Origin of the sequence: Burkholderia sp. BCC0044 (genome assembly GCF_902832955.1) — a bacterium.
In the GTDB taxonomy this organism is placed as follows: domain Bacteria; phylum Pseudomonadota; class Gammaproteobacteria; order Burkholderiales; family Burkholderiaceae; genus Burkholderia.
In genome coordinates this window covers 283,060-299,917 of sequence record NZ_CADFDO010000005.1, presented here as the reverse complement: position 1 = coordinate 299,917, position 16,858 = coordinate 283,060, and the positions used below count along the sequence as shown (strand labels likewise).

At 69.2% G+C, this 16,858-nt stretch carries 15 protein-coding genes; 12 read left to right on the top strand and 3 right to left on the bottom strand.

Going from position 1 to position 16,858, the window contains the following annotated elements:
* The first annotated feature begins 1 nt into the window (after window position 1).
* The 6 genes from HWX14_RS29350 to HWX14_RS29325 all read left to right on the top strand — a co-directional run bounded on the left by HWX14_RS29350 (window position 2) and on the right by HWX14_RS29325 (window position 8,106).
* Window positions 2–1,186 carry a flagellar basal body P-ring protein FlgI gene (locus HWX14_RS29350; RefSeq protein ID WP_175885811.1) on the top strand — a complete coding sequence of 395 codons (1,185 nt, stop codon included), beginning with the start codon at window positions 2–4 and terminating at the stop codon, window positions 1,184–1,186.
* Complete coding sequence (gene flgJ / locus HWX14_RS29345) at window positions 1,187–2,179, top strand: flagellar assembly peptidoglycan hydrolase FlgJ (RefSeq protein WP_175885810.1); 993 nt, start codon at window positions 1,187–1,189, stop codon at window positions 2,177–2,179.
* A 220-nt stretch (window positions 2,180–2,399) separates the two neighbouring features.
* On the top strand, window positions 2,400–3,155 hold the full coding sequence (locus HWX14_RS29340; protein WP_006477567.1) for a flagellar brake protein: 756 nt from the start codon (window positions 2,400–2,402) through the stop codon (window positions 3,153–3,155).
* 194 nt (window positions 3,156–3,349) lie between these two features.
* Window positions 3,350–5,281: a flagellar hook-associated protein FlgK gene (gene flgK, locus HWX14_RS29335; RefSeq protein WP_175885809.1), complete on the top strand. Its 1,932-nt coding sequence runs from the start codon at window positions 3,350–3,352 to the stop codon at window positions 5,279–5,281.
* A 14-nt stretch (window positions 5,282–5,295) separates the two neighbouring features.
* Window positions 5,296–6,531, top strand: a complete 1,236-nt coding sequence (gene flgL, locus HWX14_RS29330) for a flagellar hook-associated protein FlgL (protein WP_175885808.1) — start codon at window positions 5,296–5,298, stop codon at window positions 6,529–6,531.
* 267 nt (window positions 6,532–6,798) lie between these two features.
* On the top strand, window positions 6,799–8,106 hold the full coding sequence (locus tag HWX14_RS29325; protein ID WP_175885807.1) for a solute carrier family 23 protein: 1,308 nt from the start codon (window positions 6,799–6,801) through the stop codon (window positions 8,104–8,106).
* Window positions 8,107–8,155: 49 nt separating this feature from the next.
* Here HWX14_RS29325 and HWX14_RS29320 read toward each other — a convergent pair whose 3' ends face one another.
* A complete protein-coding gene (locus HWX14_RS29320; protein ID WP_175885806.1) occupies window positions 8,156–9,040 on the bottom strand; it encodes a transcriptional regulator GcvA in 885 nt (294 codons plus the stop codon).
* A 96-nt stretch (window positions 9,041–9,136) separates the two neighbouring features.
* Here HWX14_RS29320 and HWX14_RS29315 point away from each other — a divergent pair, with 96 nt between their 5' ends.
* Both HWX14_RS29315 and HWX14_RS29310 read left to right on the top strand, forming a co-directional pair.
* Complete coding sequence (locus tag HWX14_RS29315; RefSeq protein WP_175885805.1) at window positions 9,137–9,820, top strand: chromate transporter; 684 nt, start codon at window positions 9,137–9,139, stop codon at window positions 9,818–9,820.
* Complete coding sequence (locus HWX14_RS29310) at window positions 9,817–10,344, top strand: chromate transporter (RefSeq protein ID WP_006477572.1); 528 nt, start codon at window positions 9,817–9,819, stop codon at window positions 10,342–10,344. Before HWX14_RS29315 ends, HWX14_RS29310 begins: the two co-directional genes overlap by 4 nt.
* A gap of 46 nt (window positions 10,345–10,390) precedes the next feature.
* Here HWX14_RS29310 and HWX14_RS29305 read toward each other — a convergent pair whose 3' ends face one another.
* On the bottom strand, window positions 10,391–10,729 hold the full coding sequence (locus HWX14_RS29305) for a hypothetical protein (RefSeq protein WP_175885804.1): 339 nt from the start codon (window positions 10,727–10,729) through the stop codon (window positions 10,391–10,393).
* 282 nt (window positions 10,730–11,011) lie between these two features.
* Between HWX14_RS29305 and HWX14_RS29300 the strand changes: the two genes are divergently transcribed.
* From HWX14_RS29300 to gor, 4 genes are all read left to right on the top strand, one after another.
* On the top strand, window positions 11,012–11,758 hold the full coding sequence (locus tag HWX14_RS29300) for a YoaK family protein (protein ID WP_175885803.1): 747 nt from the start codon (window positions 11,012–11,014) through the stop codon (window positions 11,756–11,758).
* Between the two features lie 391 nt (window positions 11,759–12,149).
* Window positions 12,150–13,271 carry a porin gene (locus HWX14_RS29295; protein ID WP_175885802.1) on the top strand — a complete coding sequence of 374 codons (1,122 nt, stop codon included), beginning with the start codon at window positions 12,150–12,152 and terminating at the stop codon, window positions 13,269–13,271.
* A 374-nt stretch (window positions 13,272–13,645) separates the two neighbouring features.
* Entirely contained in the window at window positions 13,646–13,870 is a 225-nt protein-coding gene (locus tag HWX14_RS29290; RefSeq protein ID WP_175885801.1) for a hypothetical protein, read from the top strand.
* Between the two features lie 240 nt (window positions 13,871–14,110).
* Complete coding sequence (gor, locus tag HWX14_RS29285) at window positions 14,111–15,466, top strand: glutathione-disulfide reductase (RefSeq protein WP_175885800.1); 1,356 nt, start codon at window positions 14,111–14,113, stop codon at window positions 15,464–15,466.
* An 81-nt stretch (window positions 15,467–15,547) separates the two neighbouring features.
* On the opposite strand, the gene HWX14_RS29280 is transcribed toward gor, so the two are convergent.
* Window positions 15,548–16,849, bottom strand: coding sequence for an FAD-binding oxidoreductase (locus HWX14_RS29280; protein WP_175885799.1), 1,302 nt, complete (start codon window positions 16,847–16,849; stop codon window positions 15,548–15,550).
* Window positions 16,850–16,858 lie beyond the last annotated feature (9 nt).

The window sequence follows — 16,858 nt, the reverse complement described above, 5'->3', positions numbered from 1 at the left end:
GATGCAGACGACCCTGTCCCGCCGTCTGTCGGCCCGCGTGCATGCCGCCGTGCGGCTCGCCGTCGCGTTCGCGGCCGTGGCCGTCGCCTGCGTGCTCGGCACAGCGCCCGCGCATGCGGAGCGCCTGAAGGATCTCGCGCAGATCCAGGGCGTGCGCGACAACCCGCTGATCGGCTATGGCCTCGTCGTCGGCCTCGACGGCACGGGCGACCAGACGATGCAGACGCCGTTCACGACGCAGACGCTCGCGAACATGCTCGCGAACCTCGGCATCTCGATCAACAACGGTTCGGCCAACGGCGGCCCGTCGTCGCTGAACAACATGCAGCTGAAGAACGTCGCGGCCGTGATGGTGACGGCCACGCTGCCGCCGTTCGCGCGGCCGGGCGAGGCGCTCGACGTGACCGTGTCGTCGCTCGGCAACGCGAAGAGCTTGCGCGGCGGCACGCTGCTGCTCACGCCGCTGAAGGGCGCGGACGGGCAGGTGTACGCGCTCGCGCAGGGCAACATGGCGGTCGGCGGCGCGGGCGCCAGCGCGAACGGCAGCCGCGTGCAGGTGAACCAGCTCGCGGCCGGCCGGATCGTCGGCGGCGCGATCGTCGAGCGCGCGGTGCCGAACGCGATCGCGCAGATGAACGGCGTGCTGCAACTGCAACTGAACGACATGGATTACGGCACCGCGCAGCGCATCGTATCCGCGGTCAATTCGAGCTTCGGCCCGGGCACCGCGACGGCGCTCGACGGCCGCACGATCCAGCTCGCCGCGCCGGCCGACTCCGCGCAGCAGGTCGCGTTCATGGCGCGGCTGCAGAACCTCGACGTGAGCCCGGACAAGGCCGCCGCGAAGGTGATCCTGAACGCGCGCACCGGCTCGATCGTGATGAACCAGATGGTCACGCTGCAAAGCTGCGCGGTCGCGCACGGCAACCTGTCGGTCGTCGTCAACACGCAGCCGGTGGTGTCGCAGCCGGGGCCGTTCTCGAACGGGCAGACGGTGGTCGCGCAGCAGTCGCAGATCCAGTTGAAGCAGGACAACGGCGCACTGAAGATGGTGACGGCCGGCGCGAACCTCGCCGACGTCGTGAAGGCGCTGAACACGCTCGGCGCGACGCCCGCGGACCTGATGTCGATCCTGCAGGCGATGAAGGCGGCCGGCGCGCTGCGCGCCGACCTGGAGGTGATCTAAATGGCAGCCACGCTCCCCAACGCGAACGACCTCACGCAGCGCTTCGCGCTCGACGTGCAGGGTTTCGACGCGCTGCGCGCGCAGGCGAAGCAGTCGCCGCAGGCCGGCGCGAAGGCGGTGGCCGGCCAGTTCGACGCGATGTTCACGCAGATGATGCTCAAGAGCATGCGTGACGCGTCGCCCGACGGCGGGCTGTTCGATTCGCATACGTCGAAGATGTACACGTCGATGCTCGACCAGCAGCTCGCGCAGCAGATGTCGACGCGCGGGATCGGCGTCGCCGATGCGCTGATGAAGCAGTTGCTGCGCAATGCGGGCGTCGGCGCGGGCAGCGACACGGCGGCCGACGTCGGTGCCGCAGGCATGGGCGGCATGGGCGCCGGCGGCCTCGGCACGGCCGGCAACGAAGGCAGCCTCGCCGCGATGAACGCGATGGCGAAGGCCTATGCGAACGCGGCGAACAACGGCGGGCTCGCCGGCGCGCGCGGCTACTCGGCCGGCAGCGCGCTGACGCCGCCGGTCAAGGGCGCGAGCGGCGTGCAGGACGCGGACGCGTTCGTCGACCGGCTCGCGGCTCCCGCGCAGGCGGCCAGCGCGACGACCGGCATCCCGGCGCGTTTCATCGTCGGCCAGGCCGCGCTCGAATCGGGCTGGGGCAAGCGCGAGATCCGCGCGGCGGACGGCTCGACCAGCTACAACGTGTTCGGCATCAAGGCGAACAAGAGCTGGACCGGCCGCACCGTGTCGGCGCTGACCACCGAATACGTGAACGGCGCGCCGCGCCGCGTGGTCGCGAAGTTCCGCGCGTACGACTCGTACGAGCACGCGATGACCGATTACGCGAACCTGCTGAAGAACAACCCGCGCTACGCGGGCGTGCTGAGCGCGAGCCGCAGCGTCGAGGGCTTCGCGCACGGGATGCAGAAGGCCGGCTACGCCACCGACCCGAATTACGCGAAGAAGCTGATCTCGATCATGCAGCAGATCGGCTGACGGGCCCGCCCGTCGTCGGTTCGTCCCCCTTTCGGACCGCGCCCGGCAGCCCGCCGCGCGCGGTTTCAACGTTTGCGCGAAATAAATCGCCGTTTCGATCTAAACTTTCGGTCAGCACTGCCGCTAAGTGTGAGAGACCTGCGACCGGGGCCCCGTTCTGGCCCGGTTTTATTGCGCACCGGTTGCCCCGGGCGCCCATGACAAGAAAGACCGGCTAGCCATGAATATCGAAACGTCGACGGACCCCAGCCTGGATGCAGGCCACTCCGGGCCCGACTATGCCCGCCGCAATCCGCTGGAAATCGGCGTGCAGTTGCGCAACCTGGTGAATCGCGGCGATTTCCTGACCGTCCAGTACCCGGGCGGCCAGCTCGTCACGCGTCTGCTCGAGGTCGACGTCGGCGCGCGGACGTTCACGTTCGACTGGGGCGCGCTGTCCGAGCAGAACGCCGGCATCCTCGGCGCGTCGCACTGCACGTTCGCGGCCTCGCCGGAGGGCGTACGGGTCGAATTCACCACGGGCACGCCGCGCGAGACGCGCTACGAGGGGCTGCCCGCGTTCGTCGCCGATTTCCCCGACGTGCTGGTCTGCATCCAGCGCCGCGAATATTTCCGCGTGGATGCGCCGATCGTCGATCCGTTCCTGTGCCGCGGCAAGCTGCCGGACGGCGAGAGCTTCCTGTTCGAGGTGCACAACCTGTCGCTCGGCGGCGTGGGGCTGCGCACGGCCGACGAGCGCGTCGAGGCGCTCGAGGTCGGCACGCTGCTGCCGGACGTCGAGCTCGAGCTGACCGGCCACGGCAAGCTGTCGCTCGACCTGCAACTGGTGTCGCAGCGTTCGACGCAGATGCCGAACGGGTCGCGCCGCTACCAGCTCGGCTTTCGCTACATGTCGCTGCCGGGCAGCGCGGAGAACACGCTGCAGCGGCTGATCACGCAGCTCGAAATGAAGCGCCGCTCGCTCGCGCGGGCCTGACGCGCAGCCGTCGGCCGGCCCCGCGCGGGCCGCCCGCGCAGCCCCGCCGGCACCCTGCGCCGGCCGCTTCGAACGGCGACGCACGCCCGTGCGCCGCGCGTGCATTTTTTCCTCAATTTTTTCGATCCGCGGCCGTTATACCGGGAGTCACGCAACCCGGCGGCCGCAGTGCGGCCGGCTCATCAGGATCGCGCATGTCCAACACACTCATGAACCTCGGCGTCAGCGGCCTGAATGCCGCGCTCTGGGGCCTCACGACGACCGGCCAGAACATCAGCAACGCCGGGACGCCGGGCTATTCGGTCGAACGCCCCGTCTATGCCGAGGCAAGCGGGCAGTACACCAGCAGCGGCTACATGCCGCAGGGCGTGAACACCGTCACCGTGCAGCGGCAGTACAGCCAGTACCTGAGCGACCAGCTGAACGGCGCGCAGACGCAGGGCGGCGCGCTGTCGACGTGGTACTCGCTCGTCACGCAGTTGAACAACTACATCGGCAGCCCGACGGCCGGCATCTCGACCGCGATCACGAGCTACTTCACCGGGATGCAGAACGTCGCGAACAGCGCGTCCGATTCGTCGGTGCGCCAGACCGCGATGAGCAATGCGCAGACGCTCGCGAACCAGATCACGGCGGCCGGCCAGCAGTACGACGCGCTGCGCCAGAGCGTGAACACGCAGCTCACCAGCACCGTCACGCAGATCAACGCGTACACCGCGCAGATCGCGCAACTGAACCAGCAGATCGCGTCGGCGAGCAGCCAGGGCCAGCCGCCGAACCAGCTGATGGACCAGCGCGACCTCGCGGTGTCGAACCTGTCGAATCTCGCGGGCGTGCAGGTCGTGCGCAACAGCGACGGCTACAGCGTGTTCATGTCGGGCGGCACGCCGCTCGTCGTCGCGGACAAGAGCTACCAGCTCGCGACCGTCACGTCGCCGTCCGATCCGAGCGAGCTGACCGTCGTGTCGCAGGGCATCGCCGGCGCGACCCCGCAGGGGCCGAACCAGTTCCTGTCCGACGCGTCGCTGTCGGGCGGCACGTTGGGCGGCCTGCTCGCGTTCCGCAGCCAGACGCTCGACCCGGCCGAAGCGCAGCTCGGCGCGATCGCGACCAGCTTCGCCGCGCAGGTCAACGCGCAGAACGCGCTCGGCATCGACCTGTCGGGCAAGGTGGGCGGCAACCTGTTTTCGACCGGCGCGCCGATCACCTACGCGAACCAGGGCAATACCGGCAACGCGGCGCTGTCCGTGTCGTTCGCGAACGCGGCGCAGCCGACCACGAGCGACTACACGCTCGCGTACGACGGCACGAACTACACGCTGACCGACCGCGCGAGCGGCACGGTGGTCGGCACGTCGACGTCGATGCCGGCGTCGATCGGCGGGCTGAACTTCTCGTTCTCGTCCGGCTCGATGAGCGCCGGCGACAAGTTCACCGTGCAGCCGACGCGCGGCGCGCTGAACGGCTTCGGCCTCGCGACGTCGAACGGCTCCGCGATCGCGGCGGCCGCGCCGTACGTGCCGTCGGCCACCACGACCAACACCGGCAGCGGCACGATCGGCGGGCTATCGGTCACGAGCGCGACGGCCGCGGCCAACGCGCACAACTACACGATCACGATGGGCGGCACCACGGCCGCGCCGACCTACACGGTCACCGACAACACGGCCGTGCCGCCGACGACCAGCGCCGCGCAGCCGTACCAGTCCGGCTCGGCGATCACGCTGACGGCGGGCGTCACGGTCACGGTGTCGGGCACGCCGGCGGTGGGCGACACGTTCAAGGTCGCGCCGAACACGGGCGGCACGAACGACGGCAGCAACGCGCTCGCGCTGTCGAAGCTCGTCAACTCGACGGCGTTCGGCAACGGCTCGACGACGCTGACGGGCGCGTACGCGAACTACGTGAACGGCATCGGCAACACGGCGAGCCAACTGAAGTCGTCGAGCGCCGCGCAGACCGCGCTGGTCGGCCAGATCACGCAGGCGCAGCAGTCGGTGTCGGGCGTGAACCAGAACGAGGAAGCGGCCAACCTGATGCAGTACCAGCAGTTCTACCAGGCGAACGCGAAGGTGATCCAGACCGCGTCGACGCTGTTCCAGACCGTGCTCGGCCTGTTCAACTGATTTCGGGGTAAGCGATGCGGATTTCCACTGCGCAGTTCTACCAGATGAACGTCGCCCAGATGAGCGACCAGCAGGCGCAGCTCTCGCAGCTGTACCAGCAGATCTCGAGCGGCGTGAGCCTCGCGACGCCGGCCGACAACCCGCTCGGCGCGGCGCAGGCCGTGCAGCTGTCGATGACGTCGGCGACGCTGTCGCAGTACGCGTCGAACCAGAACGCCGCGCTGTCGTCGCTGCAGAAGGAAGACCAGACGCTCATCAGTGTCAACAACCTGCTCAACAGCATTCACACGGTCGTGATCCAGGCCGGCGACGGCTCGTTGTCGGACAGCGACCGCTCGGCACTGTCGACGCAGCTGCAGGGCTATCGCGACCAGTTGCTGACGCTCGCGAATTCGACGGACGGCTCGGGCAATTACCTGTTCGCGGGCTTCCAGTCGGCCACGGCGCCGTTCTCGAACGCGCCGGGCGGCGGCGTGACCTACAGCGGCGACACCGGTTCGCGCGAGGTGCAGATCGCCGACACGCGCGCGATCGCGCAGGGCGACAACGGCGCGAACGTGTTCCTGTCGGTGCCGATGCTCGGCAGCCAGCCGGTGCCGCTCGCCGGCACGGGCAACACCGGCACGGGCACGATCGGCGGCGTGACGATCACGAGCCCGTCGGCCGCGACCAACGCGCACCAGTTCACGATCGCGTTCGGTGGCACGGCTGCCGCGCCGACCTACACGGTGACCGACAACACCGTCGTGCCGCCGACCACGACCGCCGCGCAGGCGTATTCGGACGGCGCCGGGATCGCGCTCGGCAACGGCCTGTCGGTGCCCGTGTCGGGCAAGCCGGCGCCGGGCGACACGTTCACGGTCACGCCGGCGCCGCAGGCCGGCACCGACGTGTTCGCGGCGCTCGACACGATGATCGCCGCGCTGAAGGTGCCGATCAGCAGCAACACGACCGCCGCGACCGCGCTCGCGAACGCGATGACCACCGGCACGACGAAGCTGAACAACATGATGACGAACGTCCTCACCGTGCAGGCGTCGGTCGGCGGCCGCGAGCAGGAAATCAAGGCGATGCAGACCGTGAACCAGACCAACACGCTGCAGGTCAGCAGCAACCTGGCCGACCTGACGAGCACCAACATGGTCTCGACGATCAGCCAGTTCCTGCAGATGCAGAACGCGCTGACGGGCTCGCAGAAGGCTTACGCGCAGTTGCAGAACCTGTCGCTGTTCCAGTACATCAATCCGTGATGTACGACGCGCCGGCTACGATGTGAGCGCACGCTGACTTCGCCGCCGGCGCCGGCAGCCGCCCGCGCGCCGTGCGCGGACGGGCATTTCACCGGGCCGCGCGGTCGCGCACCGGTTCTCTCACGCGGCCGGCCGCGTGCTCGTTTGGCCGGCCCCGCCCACCGGTTCGCTTGCCAGCCCCATTTCCGCTCCGTAAACTCGCGCCAGATTCCAGACCGGCGCATCCTTCGCAGCCGGCGACCGACGACCGACAGGAGCGCTTTCCCCATGTCCGATTCCTATTTCCCGCGCTGGCGGGTCCAACCGACCGGCGCGGCCTCGCGCGTGGTCGGTCCCGACGAGCGCCTCGCGTGGCCGCAGATGATTGCGATGGGCGTGCAGCACGTCGTCGCGATGTTCGGTTCGACCGTGCTCGCGCCGCTGCTGATGGGCTTCGACCCGAACCTGTGCATCTTCATGTCGGGGATCGGCACGCTGCTGTTTTTCGTGCTGGTCGGCGGGCGCGTGCCGAGCTATCTCGGCTCGAGCTTCGCGTTCATCGGTCTCGTGATCGCGGTGACCGGCTACGGCGGCAGCGGCCCGAACCCGAACATTCCGGTCGCGCTCGGCGGGATCGTCGCGTGCGGCGTCGTGTACGTCGCGCTCGGCGCGCTGGTGCAGGCGATCGGCACGCGCTGGATCGAGACGCTGATGCCGCCCGTCGTCACCGGCGCGGTGGTCGCGGTGATCGGGCTGAACCTCGCGCCGATCGCGGTCAAGGGCGTGTCGGGCTCGACCTTCGAATCGGTGATGGCGCTCGTCACGGTGCTGTGCGTCGGCGGCGTCGCGGTGTTCGCGCGCGGGATGATGCAGCGCCTCTTGATCCTCGTCGGGCTCGTGATCGCGTACGTGATCTACGCGATCGCGACCAACGGGATGGGCCTCGGCAAGCCGATCGATTTCGCGATCGTCGCGCAGGCCGCGTGGTTCGGCGTGCCGGCCTTCCGCGCGCCGGTGTTCGATCCGCACGCGATGCTGATGCTCGCGCCGATCGCGGTGATCCTCGTCGCGGAGAACCTCGGCCACATCAAGGCCGTCAGCGCGATGACGGGCACCAACCTCGACCGCTACGTCGGCCGCGCGTTCATCGGCGACGGGCTCGCGACGATCGTGTCGGGCAGCGTCGGCGGCACGGGCGTGACCACCTACGCGGAGAACATCGGCGTGATGGCCGTCACGCGGATCTATTCGACGCTGGTGTTCGCGGTTGCCGCGCTGATCGCGATCGGGCTCGGCTTCTCGCCGAAGTTCGGCGCGGTGATCCAGACGATCCCGGGCCCCGTGCTCGGCGGCGTGTCGATCGTCGTGTTCGGGCTGATCGCGGTGACGGGCGCGCGGATCTGGGTCGTCAACAAGGTCGACTTCTCCGACAACCGCAACCTGATCGTCGCGGCCGTCACGCTGGTGCTCGGCGCCGGCGACTTCTCGCTGAAGATCGGCGGCTTCGGGCTCGGCGGGATCGGCACCGCGACGTTCGGCGCGATCATCCTGTACGCGATCCTGCGCAAGGAAAAGGAACCGGGGCCGGTGGTGTGACAGGGAGCGGGCGGTGCAATGCCGCCTGCGGGCGCGCCTTCATGTGCCTTCATGCGCCAGTATTCGACTGCCCCTGCAACCACGCACAGAACTGCGCGACGAGCGGATCGTCGGCCGGCGCGCCCGGCGCGATCCACCAGTAGCTGCGCGTCGCGATGCGCGGCCCGTCGAGCGGCATCACCAGGCGCCCGCTCGCGAGCTCGTCGTCGATCAGCGGCAGCGGGCCGAGCGCGACGCCGAGCCCGTCGACGGCCGCCTGCAGCGCCAGGTAGAAGTGGTCGAACGACTGCCGCTTGCGCCCCTTCATCGTCATGCCGGCCGCCGCGAACCAGTCGCGCCAGCCTTCCGGCCGCGTATCCGAATGCAGCAGCACGTGCCGCGCGAGATCGTCCGCGCGCGTGATCGGCGCGCGCTTGAGCAGCGCCGGGCTGCACACCGGAATCACGCTTTCGTCGAGGAAGTGGCCGCTCGTGCAGTTCGGCCAGTGGCCGGGGCCGCGGCGGATCGCGACGTCGAAGCCGTTCAGCGTGTCGAGCGGCGCGTTCGACGTCGACAGCTTCAGCTCGACGTTCGGCACGTCGCGCTGGAACCGCGACAGGCGCGGCAGCAGCCATTTCATCGCGAAGGTCGGCAGTGCGTTGATGCGCAGCACGCGCGCCGCGCCGGTGTTGCGCAACTGCTCGGTGGCGTGCGCGATGCTGTCGAACGCCGCGCGCACGGTGTCCAGGTAGCGGCGGCCCTCGTCGGTGAGCTTCACGCGCTTGCCGTAGCGGTGGAACACCGGCTTGCCGAGCCACGCCTCGAACCCGGCGATCTGCCGGCTGATGGCACCGTGAGTCACATGCAGCTCGTCGCCGGCGGCGCTGAAGCTTTCATGTCGTGCCGCGGCTTCAAAGGCCCGAAGCGCGGAAAAGGGCGGGAGATCGCGTGCCATGCTTGTGATTCTAGATCACAAGGGCGCGCCGATAAAATCGTTTTGCCGGCATCCCGAACGGCGGTAACCTCGATTCACCGTTTGATGAGGAGCCCCATGCAATCCGCCTTTCCGTCGGCCTCCCCGCCGCCTGCCGCGCCGCCGCCGGCCGCGTCCCCCCGCAGCGTCGGCCTCGCCGAGCTGTTCACCGGTTTCCTGTCGCTGGGCCTGATGTCGTTCGGCGGCGCGTTGCCGTTCGCGCGGCGCACGATCGTCGACGAGCGCAAGTGGCTCTCCGCCGACGAATTCACCGATCTGCTCGGCCTGTGCCAGTTCCTGCCGGGCGGCAACGTGATCAACCTGTCGGTCGCCGTCGGCATGCGCTTTCGCGGCGTCGCCGGCGCGTTCGCCGGCATTCTCGGGCTGATCGCCGGCCCAACGCTCGTCGTCGTCGCGCTCGGCGTGCTGTACGCGAAGACGCAGAACGATCCGCGCGTGCAGCACTTGTTCGCCGGGCTCGCCGCGGCGGCGGCCGGGCTGCTCGTCGCGATGGCCGTGAAGGTCGCGAAGCCGCTGCTTCGGGCGCCGCGCGCGGCGGCGGCGATCGCGGTGCTCGCGTTCGTCGCGATCGCGGTGCTGCGCATGCCGCTGTTGACCACGATGCTCGTGCTCACGCCGATCAGCATCTGGCTCGCGTCTCGCCGCCGCGAGGCCGGCGCGCCGCGGCCGGTGCGGGTCGCCGCGCACGGCACGCACGATTCGCCCGACTCGCCCCACTCGCGACAGGACGGCCAGCCATGAGCGACACGCTGATCGCCATCGCGACGATCTTCAGCCAGCTGTCGCTGCTCGCGTTCGGCGGCGGCAACACGATCCTGCCGGAGATGCAGCGGCAGGTCGTCGACGTGCATCACTGGATGAGCGCGCACGAGTTCACCGCGCTGTTCGCGCTGGCCCAGGCGGCGCCCGGGCCGAACATGATGATCGTGTCGCTGGTCGGCTGGCACGTGGCCGGCTGGGCCGGGCTGCTGGTCGCGTCGCTCGCGAAGTTCGGGCCTTCGTCGATCGTCACGGTGCTCGCGTTGCATGCCTGGGAGCGCTTTCGCGACCGGCCGTGGCGCCGCTACGTGCAGCAGGGAATGATGCCGGTGACGGCCGGGCTCGTCGCCGCGAGCGCGGTGCTGATTTCCGAGGCGTCGAACCGTACGGCGATCCAGTGGGGCATCACCGCCGCGTGCGCGGTGCTGGCGTGGCGCACGCGTATCCATCCGCTGTGGCTGCTCGCCGGCGGCGCGCTGATCGGGCTGACGGGCATCGGGCAATGAACGGCCCGTCGTGCCGTCGGCCGTTGTCCTCGGCGGCGGTTGCAGGTTATTGCGATGCCGGCAGAGCGCCGTTCACGAGGCCGAGCAGCCGGCCGCGCTCGCTGTCGACGTCGTCCGTCGGGGCCGGCCAGTCGACCACGAACCCCGCGTCGAGCGCGTCGCGCATGATCGTGCCGTAGTCGGCCTTCGCGAGCCTGCCGCCGCGCAACGCGTCGGCCACCTCGTGCTTCAGCTTCGGCGTGAACGACGGATACGCGGCCACCAGCGCCGCATACTGGCGCGCATCGATCTCGCCCGCTTCGCGATTGAACGCCCAGACGGCCACCAGCACGAGCGCCGCGAACGGGATGACCGTGTAGCGCAGGAAGAACTTCGCGAGTGTCATTCGAAGGCCCGGTGAACAGAGGCGGGGCGGCGCGCATGGCCGCGGCACGCGCCGGGCGGCCCGGTATACTCGGCCGGTCTTGCGGCGGTGAAACCCGCGCGGTCGGCACGTTCCGCCCGGCCGCGATGCGCGGCACTTGCCCCTATCCCGACGGCGAACATTATATTGGCGCGCGGCAGGCGGCGAAGCCGGGCCGCGCAGTGCCGGCGCCGCGCCTGCCGGCACGACCGACATTCGCACCGCCCGCCGCGCGCGGCCGGGCGCGCGCACCACGGAGGATCGATGGATCTCGACGGCGCCAGCCGCAATCTCACTGTCGCCGCATTGCTGACGCTGTCCGGCGGCTATCTCGACGCGTACACGTACGTCGGCCACGGCCACGTGTTCGCGAACACGATGACCGGCAACGTCGCGCTGCTCGGCATCAACCTGTCGGACGGCGCATGGGCCGCCGCGCTGCATCACGTGCCGCCGCTCGGCGGTTTCGTGCTCGCGGTGTTCGTCGCGCACCTGCTCGGCCTCGCCGCGCAGCGCGGCTGGATGCGGCATACGGCGTTCGTGAGCCTGATCGTCGAAATCGCGTTTCTCGGCATCGCCGCGAGCGGCCTCGTCGGCGCGTCGAGCGCATGGCTGATTCCGGGCATCTCGTTCGTCGCGACGCTGCAGACGTTGTCGTTCACCCATCTCGAGGAACTGTCGTACACGTCGGTGATGACGACCGGCAACCTGCGGCGTGCCGCGCAGAAGCTGTTCGTCGGGCTGATTCCGCGCTACGACGCCGGTGCATTGCACGACTCGGCGCTGCTCGCGACGATCAGCTTCTGTTTCCTGGGCGGCGCGGTGGTCGGCGGCCTCGTGACGCGACTCGTGCCGGACATCGCGCTGTGGGGCGCCGTGCTGCTGCTCGTCGGCGCATTCGCGGAAATCGTGCGACGCGCGTGGCGTCGCGCGGGGAACGGCGGTGCGGGCGACGCGGGCGGTAACGGCGACGCGGGCGACAGCAGCGATGGGGCGGCGCAGACGGCCTGATGGCAAGCGGCAACCCGCAACCCGCAACCCGCAACCCGCAACCCGCAACCCGCAACCCGCAACCCGCAACCCGCAACCCGCAACCCGCCGCGCCGACCGCTTCGCCACGATCCGCGTGACCGCGCCGCACCATCGTCGAACCTTGCCGCGCCGCGCCGGCGCAGTCCGCGCACCGTCCAGACACCGCCGCGCCGCCGCACACCACAAGCCCGCCGCGCGAACCGTTGTTCCCGGACGACAATCGCGCGATTGCCGCGTATTTCAATTTCTTTCAGCGTCCGTACTCATCCTATGATTCACCCCACATCGCGCGCGCCATGAGCGTGGGCGATCGCCACCCGGCTGCGCACGCGGCCGGCCATGAACGGAGACACCTAAAAAAGGAAAGCTCATGAAGCAGACCACCCGACTCGCAGTCATCGCAGGGGGCGCGGCGCTGGCCTTCGCCAGCCAGTACGCAGCAGCACAAAGCTCGGTCACGCTGTGGGGCGTCGCCGATGCCAGCATTCGTTACCTGACCAACGCCAACGCGAAGAACGACGGCCTGCTGTCGATGACCAACGGCGCGATCACGAACAGCCGCTTCGGCATCTACGGCACGGAAGATCTCGGCGGCGGCCTGAAGGCCGTGTTCAACCTCGAGAGCGGCGTGAACCTGCAGAACGGCGCATTCGCCGACAGCGGCCGCCTGTTCAACCGCGCGGCGTACGTCGGCCTGCAGAGCCCGTACGGCACGGTCACCCTCGGCCGCCAGAAGACGCCGCTGTTCGACCTGCTGTCGGACACCTACGATCCGCTGACCGTCGGCAACTACCTCGAAAACGCATGGCTGCCGGTCGCACTCGGCGGCGGCCTGTATGCGGACAACCAGATCAAGTACACGGGCAAGTTCGAGGGCCTGACGGCGAAGGCGATGTACTCGACCGGCACCAACTACGAATCGACCGGCGCCGGCGGTTTCTCGGGCCAGATTCCGGGCTCGCTCGGCAAGGGCAATGCGTGGGGCGTGTCGCTGTCGTACGTGATGGGCCCGCTCAGCATTGCGGCCGGCGCGCAGCAGAACAGCGACAACTCGGCGCGCAAGCAGACGATCTACCACGCGAACGTCGTGTACGCGTTCAGCAAGGCGAAGATCTACGCGGGCTACCTGCGCTCGAAGGACGACACGGGCTTCGTCGACAGCCTGCTCGCGCAGCAGTCGATTCCGGTCGCGAAGGGCACCGGCCGCATCGACGACGGTCCGTTCGCGGGCGTGAGCTGGCAGGTCAGCGCGCCGCTGACGCTGACGGGCGCGTTCTACTACGACCACATGCGCAATGCGATGACCACCAACGGCACGCTCGCGAGCGGCAACCGCTACGCGGTCGTCGGCATCGCCGAGTACGCATTGAGCAAGCGCACCGAAATCTACGGCACCGTCGACTTCAACAAGACGAACGGCGCGGCGAACGTCGAGCTGCCGGGCCGCAGCAACCAGACGGGCATCGCGATCGGCCTGCGCAATATCTTCTGACGAACGTCGGAACGCATGCGCCGGCGTCGTCCGGCGCGCATCGAAGAGGCTCCGCGAGGGGCCTCTTTTTTTTCGTCACGCGAGCTTCATACGCGCACACGACTATTCGGCAGCCGCTCCATTGCGGAAGTCCCGCGCCGTAAGCGATCCGTCGGCAATCCACAACATACTTTTACAGTCCGCGCGCGGGCTTTCCGCTACGCTGCGTGCATCGCGCGTGGCATGCCGTCCGGCGTGCGCGTGTGTCGTTCCGGTGGCGCTCGGCGAGCGCGGCCGGCTTGGTGCGTAACTTGTGTATCCGGCGATGACAAACGCGGTCCGCCGGTTTCTTTCGTGGGACGATGCGCTCACGATTTTCTTGAAAGGGGATGACGATGGGTATCCTGAACGTCGTGGGTGAGATCGCCGGCGCAGTCGCCGCCGTCGAAGGCGCGGAAAAGCTGGATCCGGATGCGGGCCTGCTGACCAAGGCGGCCGCGGCCGTCGCCGGTTTCAAGGGCGCGGAGGCGATCGAAGGCCTGCTCGAGAAGAAGGAAGAGCAGCCGCAGCAGGCAGACGATACGCAGGCGACGGACGGCAGCGACACGTCGCAGGCATGAGCATGGCGGCCGGTCCGGCCCGGGCGCGCCCTTCGCGCGTCCGGGCCGACCGGTGCCGCGCAATCGGCAGGTCGGGCATGCGGTCGATCGGTGACGCATGGCACAACCGCCAGCCGGTTTGACCGGCGAGAGGCCTCGTCTCTCGCCGTTTTTTATTGGGCGCGCGGCACGCACCGTGCGCCGCACGAATCCCCGAATCTTGCTATCGTGCCCCCATCCGAACTGCGATGAGGGAATGCGATGGATTTCGACTACGACCTGTTCGTCATCGGCGCCGGCTCGGGCGGCGTGAGGCTCGCGCGCATGTCCGCGTCATACGGCGCACGCGTCGGCATAGCGGAAGAAGAGCAGATCGGCGGCACCTGCGTGCTGCGCGGCTGCATCCCGAAGAAACTGCTCGTCTACGCGTCGCACTACCCGCACGAAGTCGACGACGCGAAGGGCTTCGGCTGGACCTTCGGCGCCGGCACGCTCGACTGGCCCGCGCTGATCGCCGCGAAGGATCGCGAGATCAACCGGCTGAGCGACATCTACATCAGCCTGCTGCGGCAATCGGGCGTCGACATGCACGCCGGCCGCGCGACGCTCGTCGATGCGCATACCGTCGCGATCGGCGAGCGCACGATCCGCGCGCGCCACATCGCGATCGCGACCGGCTCGCGGCCGTCGCTGCCGCCGCGGCCCGGCATCGAACATGCGATCACGTCGCGCGAGGCGCTGTCGCTCGCGACGCTGCCCAAACGTATCGCGGTGGTCGGCGGCGGCTATATCGCGGTCGAGTTCGCGGGCATCTTCAACGGCTTCGGCAGCCACGTCGACGTGTTCTATCGCGGCGAAAAAATCCTGCGCGGCTTCGACGACGACGTGCGTCAGTTCCTGACCGACGAGATGACGAAGCAGGGCGTCACGATTCATCCGCGCGCGGTGATCGAATCGATCGAGCGCGCGGACGACGGCACGCTGTTCGTACACGTCGGCGACGCGCGGCACGGGCCGTACGATCAGGTGCTCTATGCGACCGGCCGCGTGCCGAACGTCGACGGGATCGGGCTCGAGCAGGCGGGCATCCTGCTCGACGCGCGCGGCGCGATTGCCGTCGATGCGTATTCGGCGACGTCGGTGCCGTCGATCCACGCGCTCGGCGACGTCACGTCGCGGCCGCAGCTCACGCCGGTCGCGACGCGCGACGGCGCGCTGCTCGCGCGCACGCTGTTCGGCGGATCGCGTGTGGCGGTCGATCACGCGTACGTACCATCGGCCGTGTTCAGCCAGCCGGAGGTCGCGACGGTCGGCCTGACGGAGGCCGATGCGCGTCGTACGCTCGGCGACGTCGACATCTACCGCACGTCGTTCAAGGCGCTGCGCCACACGCTGTCGGGCCGCGACGAGCGCACGCTGATGAAGCTCGTCGTCGCGCGCGACAGCCAGCGCGTGATCGGCGCGCACATGGTTGGGCGCGACGCGGGCGAGATCATCCAGGGCATCGCGATCGCGATTCGCGCGGGCGCGACGAAGGCGCAGTTCGACGACACGATCGGCATTCATCCGACCGCGGCCGAGGAATTCGTGACGATGCGGCAGAAGGCGGGCGACTAGCGGGAACGACACGCTTCGGCGCCGGCGGGAAGCGAGCGGCCGCGTTTTCAGCGCGGCCGTTTTTTCGCTCGCGTACGCCGCTCAATGCACGCCGAACGCGTCGAGCAGCCGATACCAGCTCATCGCGAGCACCAGCGCCGGCGTGCGCAGCGCCTCGCCGCCGGGGAAGTCGCGATGCCGGATCTTGTCGAACAGGTCGAAGCGGCTCGCCTGGCCGTCGATCGCCTCGGCGATCAGCTTGCCCGCGAGCGCGGTCGTGTTCACGCCGTGCCCCGAGAACCCCTGCGCGAAATATGTCGTCGGCGCGAGGCGGCCGAAATGCGGCGCGCGATTCATCGTGATGTCGACGAAACCGCCCCACGCATAGTCGACCTTCACGTCCGCGAGCTGCGGGAACGTCTTCAGCATGTCGGCGCGCATCGCCGCGGCGAGGTCGCGCGGCTCGCGCGTCGAATAGCTGACCTTGCCGCCCCACACGAGCCGCGTGTCGGGCGCCGGCCGGAAATAGTCGAGCACGAAGCGGCTGTCGCAGATCGCCGCGCGCGCGGGCATCAGCGCGGCGGCGCGTGCTTCGCCGAGGGGCTCGGTCGCGATCACGTAGGTGCCGACCGGCATGATCTTCTTCGACAGCGCCGGCGCGAGCGTGCCGACGTAGGTGTTGCACGCGAGCACGACGAAGCGCGCGCGCACGTTGCCGCCGGTCGTCTCGACGACGTGGCCGCCGGACACGTCGCGCACGCGCGTCACGCAGCTGTCCTCGTGGATGCGCACACCCGCGTCGGTGGCCGCCCGCGCGAGGCCGAGCGTGTAGTTGAGCGGGTGGAGATGGCCGCTGTCGGGGTCGTACAGGCCGCCGCAATAGCGGGCCGACTGCACGTAGTCGCCGAGTTCGTCCGCTTCGACGAAGTGGAAGCGGTCGTAGCCGAAACGCTTCGCGGCTTCGTCGCGCCAGCGTTTCAGCGCATCGGCGTCGCGTTCGGTGTTCGCCGCGGTCAGGTAGCCGGGCACCAGCGCGCAGTCGATGTCGTGTCGCGCGATGCGCGACTTCACGAGCGACAGCGTTTCGAGCCCCATGTCCCAGATGCGCTTCACGTCGCCTTCCGGCATGAACTGCGCGAACGTGTCGATGCCGCACGCGAAGCCGCCGATCAACTGGCCGCCGTTGCGGCCGCTCGCCGCCCATCCGACCCGCGACGCCTCGAGCACGGTCACCGAATGGCCGCGCTCGGCGAGGTTGAGCGCGGCGGACAGGCCCGTGAGGCCCGCGCCGATCACGCACACGTCGGCATCGGTCGTGCCGGCGAGCGGCGCGTGGCGGGTCGTATCGTTGGCGGTCGCCGCGTAGTACGACGCGACGTGCGGCTGGTTGGCGAATGTCTGCATGATGAGGAA

Bases quoted from the DNA above. Each gene is read 5' to 3' on its own strand.
- HWX14_RS29325 (WP_175885807.1), top strand. From the start codon at position 6,799: ATGTCCGATTCCTATTTCCCGCGCTGGCGGGTCCAACCGACCGGCGCG.
- HWX14_RS29305 (WP_175885804.1), bottom strand. From the start codon at position 10,729: ATGACACTCGCGAAGTTCTTCCTGCGCTACACGGTCATCCCGTTCGCG.
- gor (WP_175885800.1), top strand. From the start codon at position 14,111: ATGGATTTCGACTACGACCTGTTCGTCATCGGCGCCGGCTCGGGCGGC.
- flgJ (WP_175885810.1), top strand. From the start codon at position 1,187: ATGGCAGCCACGCTCCCCAACGCGAACGACCTCACGCAGCGCTTCGCG.
- HWX14_RS29320 (WP_175885806.1), bottom strand. From the start codon at position 9,040: ATGGCACGCGATCTCCCGCCCTTTTCCGCGCTTCGGGCCTTTGAAGCC.
- HWX14_RS29315 (WP_175885805.1), top strand. From the start codon at position 9,137: ATGCAATCCGCCTTTCCGTCGGCCTCCCCGCCGCCTGCCGCGCCGCCG.
- flgK (WP_175885809.1), top strand. From the start codon at position 3,350: ATGTCCAACACACTCATGAACCTCGGCGTCAGCGGCCTGAATGCCGCG.
- HWX14_RS29340 (WP_006477567.1), top strand. From the start codon at position 2,400: ATGAATATCGAAACGTCGACGGACCCCAGCCTGGATGCAGGCCACTCC.
- HWX14_RS29290 (WP_175885801.1), top strand. From the start codon at position 13,646: ATGGGTATCCTGAACGTCGTGGGTGAGATCGCCGGCGCAGTCGCCGCC.
- HWX14_RS29295 (WP_175885802.1), top strand. From the start codon at position 12,150: ATGAAGCAGACCACCCGACTCGCAGTCATCGCAGGGGGCGCGGCGCTG.
- HWX14_RS29300 (WP_175885803.1), top strand. From the start codon at position 11,012: ATGGATCTCGACGGCGCCAGCCGCAATCTCACTGTCGCCGCATTGCTG.
- HWX14_RS29350 (WP_175885811.1), top strand. From the start codon at position 2: ATGCAGACGACCCTGTCCCGCCGTCTGTCGGCCCGCGTGCATGCCGCC.
- HWX14_RS29310 (WP_006477572.1), top strand. From the start codon at position 9,817: ATGAGCGACACGCTGATCGCCATCGCGACGATCTTCAGCCAGCTGTCG.
- flgL (WP_175885808.1), top strand. From the start codon at position 5,296: ATGCGGATTTCCACTGCGCAGTTCTACCAGATGAACGTCGCCCAGATG.
- HWX14_RS29280 (WP_175885799.1), bottom strand. From the start codon at position 16,849: ATGCAGACATTCGCCAACCAGCCGCACGTCGCGTCGTACTACGCGGCG.